The organism is Marinococcus salis (assembly GCF_054971365.1).
The window spans coordinates 25,897-43,354 of the sequence record NZ_JBQOJB010000008.1; the positions used below are offsets into that span (position 1 = coordinate 25,897).

Below are 17,458 nucleotides of genomic sequence, written 5' to 3' on the forward strand. Positions count from 1 at the left end.
AGTTGATCCCGCAGGAAGCGAAGGTGAACAGATTGTCGATGAACCAAAATTCATACGATGAAAGTCAAATACAGGTACTTGAAGGACTCGAGGCAGTCCGGAAGCGTCCAGGCATGTATATCGGCTCTACAACGTCCAGAGGACTTCACCATTTAGTGTGGGAAATCGTGGATAACAGTATTGATGAGGCCATGGGCGGCTATTGTGATCAGATCTATATTACGGTTGAAGAAGATAACAGCATTACTGTAGAAGATAACGGGCGTGGTGTTCCTGTTGGTATGCACGAAAAAATGGGTCGTCCGGCGGTAGAGGTTATTATGACCGTACTGCACGCCGGCGGTAAATTCGGTGGAGGCGGCTATAAGGTTTCCGGCGGTCTTCACGGCGTTGGGGCCAGCGTAGTAAATGCTCTTTCCGAAACACTTGATATTGAAGTGCACCGTGAAGGCGAAATTTATCAACAGGCTTACCGCCGTGGTATTCCGCAGCATGATCTCGAGAATGTAGGCAAGACAGATAAACGGGGCACAAAGATCCGTTTTAAACCAGATCCGGAGATCTTTGAAGAAACCACCGAATTTGAATACGAAACACTTACGAGCCGTGTACGGGAGCTCGCGTTTCTTAACCGCGGACTCCAAATTACCTGCACCGATAAGCGCACCGAAGAAGAACAGGTGCAGACCTACCATTACGAAGGCGGTATTGCTTCCTTTGTGGAATACCTGAACCGCCAGAAGGACACACTCCATAAAGAGCCGATTTTTCTTGAAGCGAACCGCAACGGCATCCAGGTGGAAGTTGCCATGCAGTACAACAATGGGTACACGAGCAATGTGTATTCGTTTGCCAATAATATTAATACCCACGAAGGCGGAACTCACGAGTCCGGATTCCGGACGGCTCTGACGAGAGTTATTAATGATTATGCCCGCAGAAACAGTCTTTTCAAGGAAAACGACCCTAATTTGATCGGGGACGACGTGCGTGAAGGGCTGGTGGCGATTGTTAGTGTGAAGATTCCCGATCCCCAGTTTGAAGGACAAACAAAAACAAAATTAGGAAACGGGGAAGCCCGGACTATCACAGATTCGTTATTCTCAGAGCATTTCTCGAGATTTATGAGTGAAAATCCGGATACGGCGAGAACAATCGTAGAAAAAGGGTTGATGGCTTCACGTGCCCGCGATGCGGCGAAGAAAGCCAGGGAATTGACCCGGCGTAAAAGCGCCCTTGAGGTCAGTTCGCTGCCGGGGAAACTGGCTGACTGCACCTCAAAGGATGCGGCCAGCAGTGAAGTGTATATCGTGGAGGGCGACTCTGCCGGCGGCTCGGCCAAACAGGGACGGGACCGGCATTTCCAGGCGATCCTGCCGCTGCGCGGAAAAATTTTAAACGTAGAAAAAGCGCGCCTGGATAAAATTCTTGCCAACAACGAGATCAGAACCATAATTACGGCTCTTGGCACAGGTATCGGCAATGAATTTGATATCGAGAAGGCCCGCTATCACCGTATTATTATCATGACAGATGCGGATGTGGACGGGGCCCACATCCGGACGCTTCTGCTGACCTTCTTTTACCGTTACATGCGGCCGTTAATCGAAAGAGGCTATATTTATATCGCCCAGCCGCCTCTGTATAAGGTCCAGCAAGGCAAACACGTCCGCTATCTCTTTTTCGAACGTGAACTTCAGCCGGCCTTAGCAGAGCTTCCGGCACAGCCAAAACCAAACCTTCAGCGCTATAAAGGCCTCGGGGAAATGAACCCGACCCAGCTTTGGGAAACTACTATGGATCCGGAGTCAAGGACGACGATGCAGGTGACGCTTGAAGACGCTATGATGGCGGACGAAGTGTTTGAAACATTGATGGGAGACCAGGTAGAACCCCGCCGTGATTTTATTCAGGAAAACGCACATTACGTCCAGAACCTCGACGTGTAAGAGACGGCATCAAGGTGACACAAAGAAACCCCCGCGAAAGATTTAAGCGGGGGTTTCTATCGAATATAGCAACAATAGGCATTTAAGCCTGATGGAATAGAAAGTAGGAGGTTACTGCAATGGCAGAAAACGAATCCAGAGTCACGGAGATCGGTATTGGCGAAGAGATGCGCACCTCGTTTTTGGACTACGCGATGAGCGTTATCGTCAGCCGTGCTCTTCCGGACGTTCGTGACGGAATGAAGCCGGTGCACCGGCGTATTTTATTTGCAATGAGCGAACTTGGCATGACCCCGGACAAACCGTTCCGGAAGTCAGCCCGTATCGTTGGTGATGTTATCGGTAAATACCATCCACACGGCGACTCTGCAGTTTATGAAACAATGGTGCGGATGGCACAGGATTTCAGCTACCGCCACCCAATTGTTAACGGTCATGGGAATTTTGGTTCCGTAGACGGGGACGGCGCAGCAGCGATGCGTTACACTGAAGCGAAAATGTCCAAAATATCGCTTGAAATGGTCCGCGATATTAACAAAGACACCATTGACTACCAGGAAAACTATGATGGCAACGAACGGGAGCCTGTGGTGCTGCCGGCCCGCTTTCCGAATCTGCTGGTTAATGGAACCTCCGGAATTGCGGTAGGAATGGCTACCAATATTCCACCGCACCGGCTGGAGGAAGTCATTGACGGAGTGCTCGCCCTGAGTGAAAACCCTGATATTACGGTAGAAGAGCTGATGGAATACATTCCCGGGCCTGACTTCCCAACAGCTGCTTCCATTTTAGGACGCTCCGGTATCCGGAAAGCCTATCAAACGGGTAAAGGTTCAATTATTATCCGCTCGCATGCTTACATTGAGGAAGATAAAAGAGGCAAGGAAACCATTATCGTAGATGAACTGCCGTACCAGGTGAATAAAGCCCGGCTGGTAGAGCGTATTGCAGAGCTGGTGCGCGAGAAAAAAATCGACGGCATTACTGATCTGCGCGACGAATCAGACCGTAACGGCATGAGGATCGTCGTGGAAGTACGAAGAGATGCCAACGCCAACGTCATTTTAAATAACTTATACAAGCAAACGGCCCTGCAGACGAGCTTTGGCATTAACATGCTTGCTCTCGTTAACGGCCAGCCGAAAGTGCTGGATCTTAAAGAATGCCTGTACCACTATCTTGAACATCAAAAAGTAGTGATTCAGCGCCGCACTGCTTTTGAACTCCGAAAGGCAGAAGCCCGGGCTCATATTGTGGAAGGCCTGCGGGTAGCGCTTGATCATCTTGATGCAGTGATTGAGTTGATCCGGGAATCAGATACGACGGAGATTGCAAGAAACGGCCTGATGGAAAACTACGATTTGAGTGAAGATCAGGCGCAGGCCATCCTCGACATGCGTCTGCAGCGTTTAACAGGCCTCGAGAGAGATAAAATTGAGCAGGAGTACCGGGAGCTCATGGAGCGGATCCGCGAGCTGAAAGACATTTTAGCCAACGAAGAGCGGGTGCTTGAAATTATCCGGGAAGAGCTTACCGAGGTGAAGGAAAAATTCGGGGACGACCGCCGGACCCGCCTGGAAGCCGGAGAGAACTCCATCGAAGATGAGGACCTTATTCCGCGCCAAGACGTAGTAGTCACCATTTCGCACCAGGGCTATATTAAGCGTATGCCGATTGATACGTACCGGAGCCAGCGCCGGGGCGGCCGGGGCGTACAAGGAATGGGCACGAACGAGGATGACTTCGTAGAGCATCTGCTTACGACTAATTCTCACCAGACGATTTTATTCTTTACCAACAAAGGGAAAGTGTATCGCCTGAAAGCATATGAAATTCCTGAATTAAGCCGTACGGCTAAAGGAATTCCATTAATCAACCTGCTTCAGATTGATAAAGGGGAGTACATCAGTACCGTCATTCCAATCGAGGAGTTCTCGGAAAATGCTTACCTTTTCTTCCTAACGAAAAAAGGGATTTCGAAAAGAACCGTTCTTTCTGCGTTTTCGAATATCCGCAAAGGCGGCCTGTTCGCTATTAATGTCCGGGAAGACGATGAGCTTCACGGTGTGCGTCTCACTTCCGGGGACGATTCCTTAATTATCGGTACCAAACAAGGAATGTCTATTCACTTTGAGGAAGAGGATGTACGCTCGATGGGACGGACTGCTTCCGGTGTTAAAGCAATCTCGCTTCGAAATGGCGACGAAGTAGTGGGTATGGACATTGCACAGGAAAATGAAATGATCTTAATGGTAACGAACAAAGGATATGGAAAGCTCACATCACTTGAAGAATTCAGTAAACAAAACCGCGGCGGCAAAGGGCTAAAAGCCATTAAACTTACGAGCCGTACCGGTGAACTTGCAGCGATGCGTTCCGTACCGGTAGATATCGACCTGATGGTTATGACTATCCAGGGAATAGTTATCCGCATGCATGTTGGCGACGTTTCCAGGCTCGGCCGGTACGCCCAGGGCGTGCGTCTCATCCGCCTTGATAAAGGGGAAGCTGTTTCTACAGTAGCGCCTGTAATCGAACACGAAGTGAACGAAGAAGAAAACGTGCCAGCAGAATCCGAAGAAGAATAGTGTAACTCCCGGCCGTATGCTGAACGGCCGGGTATTTTTTTATGGAAGCTTGTTCTAAAATTATCCAATCAAAATAATGGAATTTTTCAAGGAAAATAGTACAATGAAAGTACTATATCAGGAGAAGTGGAGGAGGCTCCATGCGGATACATATTAATCAGGCAGTACCCGGATGCGTACTGGTGAACGATGTTTTTGCAGTGAACGAAACGCCGGTGGTTAGGAAACAAACAGCATTAACAGAACAGTTGGTTGAAATTATCAAACAGTTTCTTATAGAGTACATTGAGGTAAAGCCGGTGCTCGTTAACGGCGACCCTTTTTCACCAGTTAAAGAGGCTGAGGTAAACAGCAGGCATCAACAGCCGGAATTTGAAGATATATATGATACAGCGGTAGAAGCCCATGAAGCTATGTGGCGCTCTTGGAAAGCCGGGGGAGCCATTGAGATGACAAAAGCCCGGGCGGTCCTTGCTCCTCTGCTCGAAAGTCTTGAAGAACATGCCTCCAGCGTTTTTACGAGCTATCAGTTTATAGATCAGGAAAAGTACGATAGCCATCACGCAATCGCAGTGGCTCTGCTAGCTGCCTTTCTGGCCAAAAAGCATGGCTGCAGCCGAAAGGAATGGGCCGGAGCAGCACTAGCCGGGCTCTTATGTGACGCTTCCCTGGCCAGAAATTCCGCGTCGGGACAATCGGAAGCAGATAAGCATCCGATTCAGAGCTACCAGATGGCAAAGGCTGCCGGGACGGTCAGTGATGAAGTATTGCTTGCGATTCTGCAGCACCATGAACGAGAAGACGGGAGCGGCTATCCGCTCAAAATGAAAAGCGGCAAAATATATGTACTGAGCAGCCTTGTTGCAGCGGCGGATATGTATCACGCCATGGCAGGCGAGAGGCTGAACAGCGAAGGAAAATCGGCGTTTCATGTGATGCAGGAGCTGGCAGTCCATTCGTTTGGAAAACTGCCTCCCGCCGTAATAGAAACGTTAACAGAGCAGTTCATAACTGTAATGACTGGAAAGAAGGTGCAGCTTGCCGACGGCAGAACGGCCTCCATTGTGCATTTGGACCGCCGGGAGATAGAATATCCGCTGGTTCAGCTTGATAAGGACAAAGAGGTCGTTCAACTAAATGAAACATTAGCCATACACCATGTTCTCTAGCATGGTGTATTATGTATGAAGTAAAAACAGTGAAATCCTTTACATAAATATTAGCAGTTATTTATAAATTTTCGGAAAAATAAAACATATTCCTTTTGCTTCTGAGACTGGCTGAAACGTGATAAGATATTAGAAATAAATAAGTTACAGACCTCAGGATAGTGAAAAATCCTGTAAAATTACCCATTTTGAAGGAGGAAGATTCGTGCGAGCAGACAAGTTTTCCCAAGAAGGGCTAACGTTTGATGACGTTTTATTGTTACCGGCAAGATCTGATATTCATCCAAGGGATGTATCAGTACGCACCTCGTTAACCGACAAGCTTCCTTTGAATATTCCTGTCGTAAGTGCTGGAATGGACACAGTGACGGAAGCAGACATGGCAATTGCGATGGCACGGGCTGGCGGTCTTGGCATTGTGCATAAAAATATGTCCATCGAAGCACAGGCAGAGATGGTGGACCAGGTGAAACGTTCAGAAAGCGGCGTTATCACGAACCCTTTCTTTCTCCATCCGGACCATCAGGTGTTCGACGCCGAGCATCTAATGGGGAAATACCGCATTTCGGGCGTTCCTATCGTTGATGAGGAGCAAAAGCTGGTGGGGATTATCACCAACCGCGACCTTCGTTTTATCGAAGACTATTCGATTGGAATTAAAGAAGTAATGACCGCCAATAACCTTATTACAGCCCCGGTAGGCACTACGCTGGAAGAAGCAGAAGATGTGCTGCAGAAACACAGAATTGAAAAGCTTCCGCTTGTAGAAAAGGACGGTACGTTAAAAGGGCTTATTACAATTAAAGACATCGAGAAAGTCATCGAATTCCCTCATTCGGCAAAAGACGCCCAGGGAAGGCTGCTCGTTGGGGGAGCTGTCGGTGTGAGCGCCGATACAGACAAACGTGTGGAAGCTCTGGTCAAAGCAGAAGCCGATGCGATTGTTATTGATACTGCCCACGGCCATTCTAAAGGAGTGCTTGATAAAATTGCAGAAATCCGGAACAGCTATCCGGAGGTAGTACTGATAGCTGGCAATGTGGCTACAGCTGAAGGCACAAGGGATTTAATCGAGGCAGGAGCCGACGTTGTAAAAGTCGGTATAGGCCCGGGATCGATATGTACGACCCGCGTGGTAGCGGGCGTCGGAGTTCCACAGATTACTGCTGTATATGAGTGTGCAGAAGAAGCGGACAAGCATAACGTTCCGATTATCGCCGACGGCGGAATTAAATATTCCGGCGACATTGTTAAAGCTCTGGCTTCCGGCGCTCATGCAGTAATGCTCGGCAGCTTGCTTGCAGGAGTAACAGAAAGCCCGGGAGAGCGTGAAATTTATCAGGGCCGGCAGTTTAAAGTTTATCGCGGCATGGGTTCGATGAGTGCCATGGAACAGGGAAGCAAGGACCGCTATTTCCAGGAAAACAGCCAAAAGCTTGTTCCGGAAGGCATCGAAGGCCGTATTCCTTACAAAGGGCCGCTGAAGGATACCATCCATCAGCTGCTTGGCGGTTTAAGAGCCGGTATGGGCTACTGCGGTACCCCGACGGTCTCCTCCCTGCGTGAAGATGCCCGTTTCGTACGAATTACCAACGCCGGGCTGCGTGAAAGCCATCCTCATGACGTACAGATTACGAAAGAAGCGCCAAACTACTCTTAATAATAATGGAAGACGGAAGCCGCCAGCTTTCGTCTTTTTTGTATCTGCGCATATTTCCCGGGAAATATTGTTGCCCGGCCGGTTCTGGAAGGCTTTATAAAAGGAACAATGGCAGATATGTTTTAAAGTGAGGCTGTGGTAAAATATGCGATAGCTATACACCACGGAGGTGCAGAGATTGAAGAGAAATAAGCTGAAAACAGCAGGGGTCTCCTGCGTAGCGGCTGCAGTCATCTGGACGTTTGGCAGTATGCCAGTTCAAGCGGCAGAGCCTGATATAGAAGCAAGCGCTTCGATTATGATAGATGCAGACACAGGGCAGATAGTGTATGAAGATAATACAGAAGAGCTGCTTTCTGCGGCCAGCATGTCCAAAATGATGACAGAATACATAGTAAACAAAGCAGTTGAAGAGGGCGATATCAGCTGGAATGATGAAGTGGCAATCAGCGAGAAAGTCCGTGAACTTTCTCTTCAAACCAATTTATCAAATGTGCCTCTTCGTCAGGATGAGACCTATACGGTCAAAGAACTTTACGAGGCTATGGCCATTTATTCTGCGAACGGGGCAACCATTGCTTTGGCGGAACATATTGAGGGCAATGAGGCAGCTTTTGCCGACCGGATGAATCAACAGGCCGAGGAGCTTGGCATGGAGAAGTATGAATTCGTAAACGCGACCGGGCTGAATAATTCTACGATGATGGGGTATGCACCGGAAGGAAGCGGTAAGAGCGCAGAAAACATGATGTCAGCCAACGATACGGCCTTGTTGGCTTACCATCTGTTGGATGAATATCCGGAAGTGCTGGACGTGGCAGGCGTGCCGAAAAAAACATTCAACGAAGATTCGGAAGAATCAATCGAGATGATTAACTGGAATAAAATGCTTCCAGGTCTCCAACAGGAGTACGAAGGAGTGGACGGGCTGAAAACAGGCACAACTGACTTGGCCGGAAATGCTTTTACCGGGACGATCGAACAGGACGGAAACAGATATATATCAGTTGTGATGAATGCAAAAACAAAAATGTCACGTTTTACAGAAACGGCTAAACTGTACGATTATGCTGATCGGGAACTTGAAAGCCAAACGCTGGTGGAAAAAGGAGCAGAAATCGGCAGGGACTCCTCTATTGAAGTAGAAAATGGCCAGGAAGAAAACATACAAGTAGCAGCAGGAGAAGCACTGGAGCTGATTTCTTCAGAGAATAAAGAGCTCGAATATGAGATTGCTGTATCTAAAAATGAAGCCCCAATCGAAAAAGGGGAAGAAGTGGGCACAGTAGTTGTTACAAACAGTGAAGCCTCTTATATACAGGGCAGAGCCAACCGTACCGAAGTACCTCTGGTAGCGGCAGAAGCCGTGGAGAAGCGCGGATGGTTTGGTAACATGGTGCAGAACATTGGCAATCTGTTCAGCGGTTTATAGAACAGAGCCACTGATGAATAAAAGCTTTCTTGAAGGCTTTTTTGGCTTAAAACAAGATGCTTTATCCAGATATAGTATAGTGTTACAATAGGACTACTGAGCGTTATTATTACACCACAAAAAATGGTGGTAAAAGATAGAATATTGGAGCTGGAGGGCTGGAATATGGCAGAGAGAGGAACAGATCGGATTAAAAGAGGCATGGCTGAGATGCAAAAAGGCGGCGTTATTATGGACGTCGTCAACGGAGAACAGGCGAAAATCGCCGAGGAGGCAGGAGCCGTAGCTGTAATGGCCCTTGAACGGGTGCCTTCAGACATTCGGGCTGCTGGCGGCGTAGCGCGCATGGCAGATCCTACAATCGTTCAGGAGGTCATGGAGGCTGTATCGATCCCGGTAATGGCAAAAGCCCGTATCGGCCACATCGTCGAAGCACGTGTGCTCGAATCGCTGGGTGCTGATTACATTGATGAAAGCGAAGTCCTCACCCCGGCAGACGATGTGTACCACATGGATAAAACAGAATATACAGTCCCATTTGTCTGTGGAGCCCGTGATCTTGGAGAAGCGGCCCGCCGTATTGGTGAAGGAGCTTCCATGCTTCGTACAAAAGGGGAGCCGGGCACCGGTAACATTGTGGAAGCAGTACGCCACATGCGTTTGATTCAGTCTCAAATCCGCAAAGTAATCGGCCTGTCGAAAGACGAATTAATGACAGAAGCGAAAAACCTTGGTGCCCCGTACGAACTGCTGCTTCAAATCCGTGAAGAGGGCCGCCTGCCGGTGGTTAACTTTGCTGCAGGCGGAATAGCGACGCCAGCCGACGCCGCTTTAATGATGCAGCTGGGCGCTGACGGTGTATTTGTGGGCTCCGGTATTTTCAAATCCGAATATCCGGATAAATTTGCCCGGGCTATTGTTGAGGCGACAACACACTATGAAGATTACGAACTGATTGCTAAGCTGTCCAAAGGGCTGGGTACTGCAATGACCGGGATGGATATTTCCCAGCTCGAAGGCTTTGACCGCATGCAGGACCGCAGCCAGTAATATAATACAGGGGGTTTTTACTCATGATGAAAATCGGCGTTTTAGCTCTTCAAGGCGCTGTTCGTGAACATGTTAAAGGTTTAGAGGCCCCTGATACGGAAGTTATTATCGTAAAACGGCCGGAACAGCTTGAAGAAATTGATGGGCTGGTATTTCCGGGAGGCGAAAGCACGACGATGCGGCGTCTGGTGGAAAAATATCAATTTTTTGAGCCGCTGCAGGCGTTCGCCAAAGCAGGGAAGCCAGTGTTTGGCACGTGCGCCGGCCTGATTTTGATGGCGACCGACGTGGTGGGCGAGCCGGGAGGCCATCTTGAACTGATGGATATGACGGTTCAGCGTAATGCATTCGGACGCCAGCGGGAAAGCTTCGAAACCAGGCTTTCCATTCGCGGAGTCGCAGACGATGCCGAAGCAGTATTTATCCGGGCTCCACTGATTACGGAAGTTGGACAAAACGTCGAAGTGCTCGCAGAGTATAACGATGAAATCGTAGTAGCTCGGCAGGATCATCTGCTTTCCTGTTCTTTTCATCCGGAGCTGACGAACGACCGCAGATTTCACCAGTATTTCGTACAAATGGTACGGGAAGCGCAAGCGGCAGTGAATGTGTAAATACAATCGCGTTGATGGACAATAGTACTTCTGCATTTTTTCTTCAGAGAGTCGGTGGCTGGTGTGAACCGATGAAAATGCAGGGGGAATCCCGTCCGGAGTAAAACGGTGAACATCAGTAGCCGTTTTCGGCTTGTCCCCGTTAACGGATGAAAGAAAAGCCGGCAGTGACGTTTACTGCAACGAGGGTGGCAACGCGGGAAATTAAAGTCTCGTCCCTGATTCACAGGGGCGGGGCTTTTTTATAATATATAAAATAGATAACTATACAAGGAGGAAACACACTTATGCTTGACCCTAAACGATTGCGAAATGATTTTGATGCAGTGAAAGCCCAGCTTTCGAAACGAAATGAAGACATTAGCGAATTAGATTCTTTTGAAGCGCTCGACCGGGAACGCCGGGAACTGATCCAGGAAACAGAAGAGTTGAAGCAGCGACGTAACACTGTATCTGATGAAATCGCAGCTAAAAAGAAAAACAAAGAAGACGCCGATGAACTTATTACGGAAATGCGGGACGTATCAGGCAGGGTTAAAAAGCTGGACGAACAGCTACGTGAAAAGGATGAACGTCTGCAGCAGATTCTGCTTTCCATTCCAAATGTTCCACATGAAACAGTACCGGTCGGAGAGGATGAATCAGATAACGAAGAAGTTAGAGCCTGGGGAGAGCCGCCGGTGTTCGATTTTGCACTGAAGCCGCACTGGGATATCGGCGTCGATTTAGACATGCTTGATGCCGAACGGGCTGCAAAAGTAACCGGAAGCCGGTTTATGTTTTATAAGGGCGCCGGAGCCCGCCTTGAGCGGGCGCTGATTCAGTTTATGATGGACCTGCACAGCGATGAACACGGCTATGAAGAATTGATCCCTCCGTACATGGTCAATCGAAGCAGCATGACCGGCACCGGCCAGCTGCCGAAATTCGAGGAAGACGCTTTTCAGATCCAGGAAGAGGATTATTTCCTTGTACCAACAGCAGAAGTGCCTGTTACCAACATGCACCGCGAAGAAATTCTTGCAGGTAAAGAACTGCCAAAAGCCTATACGGCGTTCAGTGCGTGCTTCCGTTCTGAGGCAGGCTCTGCGGGACGTGATACCCGCGGCCTGATCCGCCAGCACCAGTTTAATAAAGTGGAGCTTGTACGCTTTACAACACCAGATGAGTCGTATAAAGAGCTTGAAACATTGACCGGTCATGCTGAAAAAGTGCTTCAGCTGCTTGAGCTGCCATACCGTGTGATGAACATGTGCACTGGAGATTTAGGTTTTACGGCCGCGAAAAAATACGATATCGAAGTATGGCTCCCAAGCTACGAAGATTACAAAGAAATTTCTTCCTGCAGTAATTTTGAGGACTTTCAAGCCCGGCGCGCCAATATTCGTTTCAAACGGGACCGCGGGGCGAAAACAGAATTCGTGCATACGTTAAACGGTTCTGGGCTCGCCCTTGGACGTACAGTGGCGGCAATTATGGAAAACCATCAGCAGGAAGACGGTAGCATCAAGATTCCTGAAGTGCTGCGTGGATATATGGGCAATAAAGCATACATCACAGCGAAATAGGCAGATTTTAAAAAACTCTGGACGCTTTAGGCGGCCAGAGTTTTTCATAGTTATGCAAAATACCTTCAAAGAAGCAATTGAAATGAAAGCGCTGACATTGTAGTATGAAAAGTATATTTGGCCTGTTTTCGAATCATAACATCGTTATATAATCTTACAAAAAAATTCATAAAAATCTTTCACGAATATTGCAATAATAAGAACAATTACTTATAATTACGTTAATCCACCCCGGTAATTGTTACGAAATTACTAATGTTAATTGTTTTATCTCGGTAATTCGTAATAACGAATACACGGTCATCAAGGTGAGAATGAGACAAAGAGAAGGGATGCCAATGAGCGTTTCATTAGATCAAGTAGATATGTCGATACTTGGGTATCTGCAGGCAAACGGCAAGGAATCCTACAGTGAAATCGCCCGTTGCCTGGGAGTGAGTGAGGGGACTGTCCGTTCAAGAATTAACAAAATGCTCCGCTATAACGTCTTTGAATTTATCATACATACCAATCCAAATAAAATTGGCCTTGATGTGCAGACGATTATCGGGCTAAGCACAAAGCTTGGAATGCAGGACGAAATTGCGAGTAAGCTGCAGCGTTTTTCCGAAGTGCGGTTTGTCGGTGCTTTCTCCGGCAACCACGATTTAATTTTACAGGCTTATTTTCGAAATAACGAGGATTTAGTGAATTTTGTTAACAGGGATTTAGCGCAAATTGATGGAATTTTGAACGCTGACGTGAACGTTGAGTTAAAGCAGTACAAGGATTCCTTTTCTTATTTAACTCCTTAACGGACCAACATTAAAGGTGGTGGTACCACGAGCGCGGGTAAAGCCGGGAGCATTTAATTTGCTGTGTAGTACAGAACCAGCAGTAAAAGATCCAGGGCAATCAGCGCCGCAGTCTGAATGAAAAGAACACGGAAAAAAGAGGTCTCGATGACCTCAGAAGGCGGAAGCCGTTGTTCCCAGCCCTGAGTTGAAGGCCTGGAGGGGGCGAGCCGATGAGCTACTTTTCGAAAGCTGTGAGTAATAGCATCGAAAAATCCTCCGCGCATTACAAAAGCTGCAATGAAAACGATTAGATAAAACAGCCCTACATAAAACACATAATTAATCACATTCAGCAGCCCGAATGCCGGAGAAAAAATGAAAAACAGCAGGCCGGCAATTATTAAATTAGCGGTGAATACGGAGAGATTCAGTTTCCAATGCATATGCGGAACTCCTTCAGGATATTTATAACGCCCATCATTATAGCATAAATGCAGGCCGTCGCTGAACGAATCATTTTATTTACGAATAATTGCCCTGTGTACAAAAACATTAGTGCTTTTCGTATAGACAAAACGAATAAATTTTCATTTTCGCAAAAAATTAAAAAATTAATGAAAATATTCGCAAAATCTTGTATACTTTGTGAATGCAGAGAAAACAGAAATTTTACACAATAAAGACATAAAAGTTTTGGGGAGGTCAACATATCTTATGAAAAAGACAAAATTGACAGTATTAGCTTCTGCATTAATCTCGAGTACAGTACTTGCAGCGTGTTCCGGCGGCGGGGGCGGAGAGTCCGGCGGAGACGGCGGCAACGGCGGTGGTGATGGAGGCGGCGAAGGCCAGGCAAGCGGCGAGCAGGTTATCAACATCTCGCAGTCGGGCGATATTCCTTCCATGGACCCTTCACTTACTACAGACCAGTTCGGCATCCAATGGTCGGGGGAAATTTATGAAGGACTTTACCGTCTTGGCGAGAATGCGGAAATTACTGACGGCGTTGCTACAGGCGACCCGGAAATAAGTGAAGACGGAACGACTTGGACGTTTAATCTTCGGGAAGATTCTACTTGGACAAACGGAGACCCTGTAACAGCCGAGGATTTCGTTTATTCCTGGCAGCGGGCGGTAGATCCGGAGACAGCTTCTGAGTACGGACCTTATATGATGGGGGGCGTCATTGAAAACGCTACTGCCATCAGCGAAGGCGAAATGGAGCCGAGTGAACTTGGAGTGGAAGCTGTAGATGAACATACACTGGAAGTTTCTCTTGAAAAACAGACGCCATATTTCGAATCTCTGACAACATTCCCGACATTCTATCCTCTAAATGAAGAGTTTGTGGAAGAGCAGGGTGATGATTATGCCTTGAACCCTGATAATATGCTCACAAACGGACCATTTACAATGGAAGAATGGAACACCGGTGACAGCATGGCATTCGTGAAAAATGAAGACTATTGGGATGCAGATACTGTACAGCTGGAGGAAATCAACGTACAGGTAGTCAAAGAACCTTCCACAGGCACGAACCTGTACGAAACCGGTGAATTGGACCGCACAGAGCTGACTGCGGAATTTGTGGATGAGTACAGCACGAACCAAGACTACCGTGCAGTAGAACAGCCAACTTCCTGGTACGTTAAAATGAACCAGGAAAATGAAATTCTTGCGAACGAAAATACTCGTAAAGCCATCCAGATGGCCGTGAACAAAGAAGACTTAACAAATACTATCTTAAACAACGGCTCCATGCCTCTGGGCGGCCTGATGCCGGGTAACTTCGTTTTCAGTCCTGAAGGAGAAGAAGATTTCCGCGAAGTAAACGGCAACCTCTCAGCAACTGACAAAGAGCAGGCGCAGGAGCTTTGGGAGCAGGGTCTTGAAGAAATTGGCGCCGATAGCGCAGAGCTAGGTTACCTCACAGGTGATACTGAATCAGCTCAAAACATTAGTGCATATCTCAAGGAACAGTTAGAGGGCACTCTGGACGGGTTAACTGTGAACGTGCAGCAGGTGCCGTTTCAGGAGCGTCTCGATCGTGACACTAACATGGATTATGACCTGTTAATGTCCGGCTGGGGTCCTGACTATGTGGACCCGAACACATTCATGAACCTGTTTGTTACAGATAGCGGCAATAACCACACTGGTTATTCCAGTGAAGAATACGATTCCTTGATTGAAGAAGCAAACAACGAGTTAGCTGACCAGCCGCAGGAGCGTTGGGACAACTTCCTCGAAGCAGAAAAGCTTCTGATTGAAGAAGACGCAGTAATTGCTCCAATGTACCAGGAAGCCCAGGCTTATCTCTGGAACCCGGAACTGCAGGGAGTTATCGTTAACGCTGCGGGGCCTGATTTTGAATACAAGTGGGCTTACGTCAACGAAGATGCTACAGAGGAATAAAAACTAAATAAAATAATATTTTCAGGGGGCAAGAGAGTATATCCATAATAATTGGCTTATGCTCTCTTTTCCCTTGTTTCCTAAACTTAAAGGATTCACAACATGACTAACACCACGACATTTACAAGGAGGAAAAATGTATGGCACGTTATATTGCCACCAGAATCGTATACATGGCGATTACTTTATTTATTATCGCCAGTGTTACATTCTTTTTAATGAAATTGATGCCCGGCACGCCTTTGAGCTCGGCTGATCGTTTGTCAGAATCCCAACAGCAGATTGTGCTGGAACAGTACGGCCTGGATAAACCGGTGCCGCTTCAGTATGTGGACTATATGCTGGGGCTTGTGCAGGGAAACCTTGGTATCTCCTTTCAGTTTGACAATCGGGAAGTAACCGAAATCCTTGGAAACCGGATCGGCCCTTCTCTACAGCTGGGCATTCAAGCGCTTTTCATTGGCTCGATTTTAGGAGCTCTTTTAGGGCTAGTCGCGGCTATTTTTCATAACGGTATTTTAGACTTTGGCTCTACGCTGCTTGCGGTTATCGGGACTTCGATTCCGTCCTTTATTTTTGCGGGGCTGCTCCAATATTTTCTGGGCGTGCAGTGGCAGTTGTTCCCGGTTGCTACTTGGGGAACGTTCGCTCATACAATAATGCCGACAATTGCGCTACTTATATTTCCGATGGCTATTTGCGCGAGGTTTATGCGTACAGAAATGCTGGAGGTATTAAACAAAGATTATATCACTACAGCAAGAGCTAAAGGCGTCGGCTGGACAGCAGTTATTTTCAAGCACGGACTGCGCAATGCCCTGATTCCTTTGATTACGATTCTGGGGCCGCTTGCAGTAAGTCTTTTAACAGGAACTCTTGTTATCGAACAGATCTTTGCAGTACCGGGGATCGGGGAGCAGTTTGTCACCGCCGTAACGACGAACGATTACCCAATGATCATGGGAACGACCCTGTTTTTCAGCTTCTTATTTGTTCTGATTATTCTAATCATCGATATTCTTTATGGCATCATTGATCCGAGAATCCGCCTGGATGGAGGGAAGTAGAAGTTATGCAGCACGAAAACGAGAAAGAAAGAAAATACGACAAAGAACTATTCTCTCCAGCTGATGTACGGGAAGAGGACATGGAGCAAATTAACCGTCCGAGCCGGACGTTTTGGCAGGATGCCTTCCGGGCGCTGCGTAAAAACGTGGCAGCGATGATTTCTTTAATAGCATTATTACTTATTGTGTTTTTTGCTATCTTTGGCCCGATGATGAATGAATATACGCCGAGAGAGCAGGACTTATCACGGTCAAATTTACCGCCAAAAGTTCCTGTGCTTGAAAATATCGGCTGGCTGGGTATGGACGGCCAGGAAACATATGTTTTTGAAAATATTACAGCGGAGCAGGCCCAAACAAACGCAGAAAGCCGGTTCGGCAACGAAGATTATGTTCAATATGAAACGTTAAGCGAAGGCGATGGCTCTGTAGGCTCTGCCCAGGTGCAGGTCAACGTGGACAGTTACGCGGCAGCCGGAGTAGAAGAAACCAACTTTTGGTTCGGAACGGACCGGCTGGGAAGAGACCAGTGGACAAGAACGTGGGACGGCACGAGAGTTTCCCTTTTCATTGCTCTCATTGCCACGCTGCTTGACTTATTTATCGGTGTCGCCTACGGCGGTATTTCCGGCTTCTTTGGCGGTAAAACGGATAACATTTTACAGCGTCTGTTAGAAATACTTTCCGGTATACCGAACCTTGTCATTTTAATTCTTATGATTGTTGTCCTTGACCCGGGGATTCTCTCCATATCGCTTGCGATTGCGATTACTGGCTGGATCGGTATGTCGCGTATTGTCCGGGGAGAAATCTTAAAGCTGAAAAACGAAGAATTTGTGCTGGCTTCCCAAACGCTTGGACTGTCAAATTCAAAAGTAATCACTAAGCACCTTGTACCGAATACTATGGGCTTAATTATCATTAACACGATGTTTACGATTCCAAATGCGATTTTCTTTGAAGCTTTTCTGAGCTTTATTGGTCTGGGGCTGCAGCCTCCGAACGCTTCGCTCGGGGTGCTGATTGATAACGGCTTTGATGCCCTGCAGACAACCCCGCACGTATTAATATTCCCGGCCGTTGTGCTGTCAGTGTTAATGATTGCCTTTAACATTCTGGCTGACGGTATGCGTGATGCGTTTGATCCGAAGATGCGCGATTAGAATGTGG

Annotated in this window: 13 protein-coding genes and 1 other annotated feature; of the genes, 12 read left to right on the forward strand and 1 reads right to left on the reverse strand. The window is 47.5% G+C overall.

What is annotated here, in order from left to right:
- The first annotated feature begins 32 nt into the window (after nt 1–32).
- From gyrB to ACTTK6_RS08970, 9 genes are all read left to right on the forward strand, one after another.
- Complete coding sequence (gyrB, locus tag ACTTK6_RS08930; RefSeq protein ID WP_079475044.1) at nt 33–1,949, forward strand: DNA topoisomerase (ATP-hydrolyzing) subunit B; 1,917 nt, start codon at nt 33–35, stop codon at nt 1,947–1,949.
- 119 nt (nt 1,950–2,068) lie between these two features.
- Nucleotides 2,069–4,537 carry a DNA gyrase subunit A gene (gene gyrA / locus ACTTK6_RS08935; RefSeq protein ID WP_094908178.1) on the forward strand — a complete coding sequence of 823 codons (2,469 nt, stop codon included), beginning with the start codon at nt 2,069–2,071 and terminating at the stop codon, nt 4,535–4,537.
- 140 nt (nt 4,538–4,677) lie between these two features.
- A complete protein-coding gene (locus ACTTK6_RS08940) occupies nt 4,678–5,706 on the forward strand; it encodes an HD-GYP domain-containing protein (protein WP_094908179.1) in 1,029 nt (342 codons plus the stop codon).
- Between the two features lie 205 nt (nt 5,707–5,911).
- Entirely contained in the window at nt 5,912–7,366 is a 1,455-nt protein-coding gene (guaB, locus tag ACTTK6_RS08945; RefSeq protein ID WP_079474462.1) for an IMP dehydrogenase, read from the forward strand.
- Between the two features lie 178 nt (nt 7,367–7,544).
- Nucleotides 7,545–8,798, forward strand: coding sequence for a D-alanyl-D-alanine carboxypeptidase family protein (locus ACTTK6_RS08950; RefSeq protein WP_462833228.1), 1,254 nt, complete (start codon nt 7,545–7,547; stop codon nt 8,796–8,798).
- A 165-nt stretch (nt 8,799–8,963) separates the two neighbouring features.
- A complete protein-coding gene (pdxS, locus tag ACTTK6_RS08955) occupies nt 8,964–9,848 on the forward strand; it encodes a pyridoxal 5'-phosphate synthase lyase subunit PdxS (protein WP_079474460.1) in 885 nt (294 codons plus the stop codon).
- A gap of 23 nt (nt 9,849–9,871) precedes the next feature.
- Nucleotides 9,872–10,462 (forward strand): pyridoxal 5'-phosphate synthase glutaminase subunit PdxT, encoded by a 591-nt coding sequence (pdxT, locus tag ACTTK6_RS08960; protein WP_079474459.1) that lies wholly within the window; start codon nt 9,872–9,874, stop codon nt 10,460–10,462.
- A 2-nt stretch (nt 10,463–10,464) separates the two neighbouring features.
- Nucleotides 10,465–10,685 (forward strand) — a binding site (T-box leader).
- 64 nt (nt 10,686–10,749) lie between these two features.
- Nucleotides 10,750–12,030 (forward strand): serine--tRNA ligase, encoded by a 1,281-nt coding sequence (gene serS / locus ACTTK6_RS08965; RefSeq protein ID WP_094908181.1) that lies wholly within the window; start codon nt 10,750–10,752, stop codon nt 12,028–12,030.
- Nucleotides 12,031–12,368: 338 nt separating this feature from the next.
- Nucleotides 12,369–12,824: an Lrp/AsnC family transcriptional regulator gene (locus tag ACTTK6_RS08970; protein ID WP_079474457.1), complete on the forward strand. Its 456-nt coding sequence runs from the start codon at nt 12,369–12,371 to the stop codon at nt 12,822–12,824.
- A gap of 53 nt (nt 12,825–12,877) precedes the next feature.
- On the opposite strand, the gene ACTTK6_RS08975 is transcribed toward ACTTK6_RS08970, so the two are convergent.
- Entirely contained in the window at nt 12,878–13,249 is a 372-nt protein-coding gene (locus ACTTK6_RS08975; RefSeq protein WP_079474456.1) for a DUF3899 domain-containing protein, read from the reverse strand.
- A 271-nt stretch (nt 13,250–13,520) separates the two neighbouring features.
- Here ACTTK6_RS08975 and ACTTK6_RS08980 point away from each other — a divergent pair, with 271 nt between their 5' ends.
- The 3 genes from ACTTK6_RS08980 to opp3C all read left to right on the forward strand — a co-directional run bounded on the left by ACTTK6_RS08980 (nt 13,521) and on the right by opp3C (nt 17,451).
- Nucleotides 13,521–15,221: a peptide ABC transporter substrate-binding protein gene (locus ACTTK6_RS08980; RefSeq protein WP_079474455.1), complete on the forward strand. Its 1,701-nt coding sequence runs from the start codon at nt 13,521–13,523 to the stop codon at nt 15,219–15,221.
- Between the two features lie 140 nt (nt 15,222–15,361).
- Entirely contained in the window at nt 15,362–16,288 is a 927-nt protein-coding gene (opp3b, locus tag ACTTK6_RS08985) for an oligopeptide ABC transporter permease (RefSeq protein ID WP_079474454.1), read from the forward strand.
- A 5-nt stretch (nt 16,289–16,293) separates the two neighbouring features.
- Nucleotides 16,294–17,451, forward strand: a complete 1,158-nt coding sequence (gene opp3C, locus ACTTK6_RS08990; RefSeq protein WP_079474453.1) for an oligopeptide ABC transporter permease — start codon at nt 16,294–16,296, stop codon at nt 17,449–17,451.
- Nucleotides 17,452–17,458 lie beyond the last annotated feature (7 nt).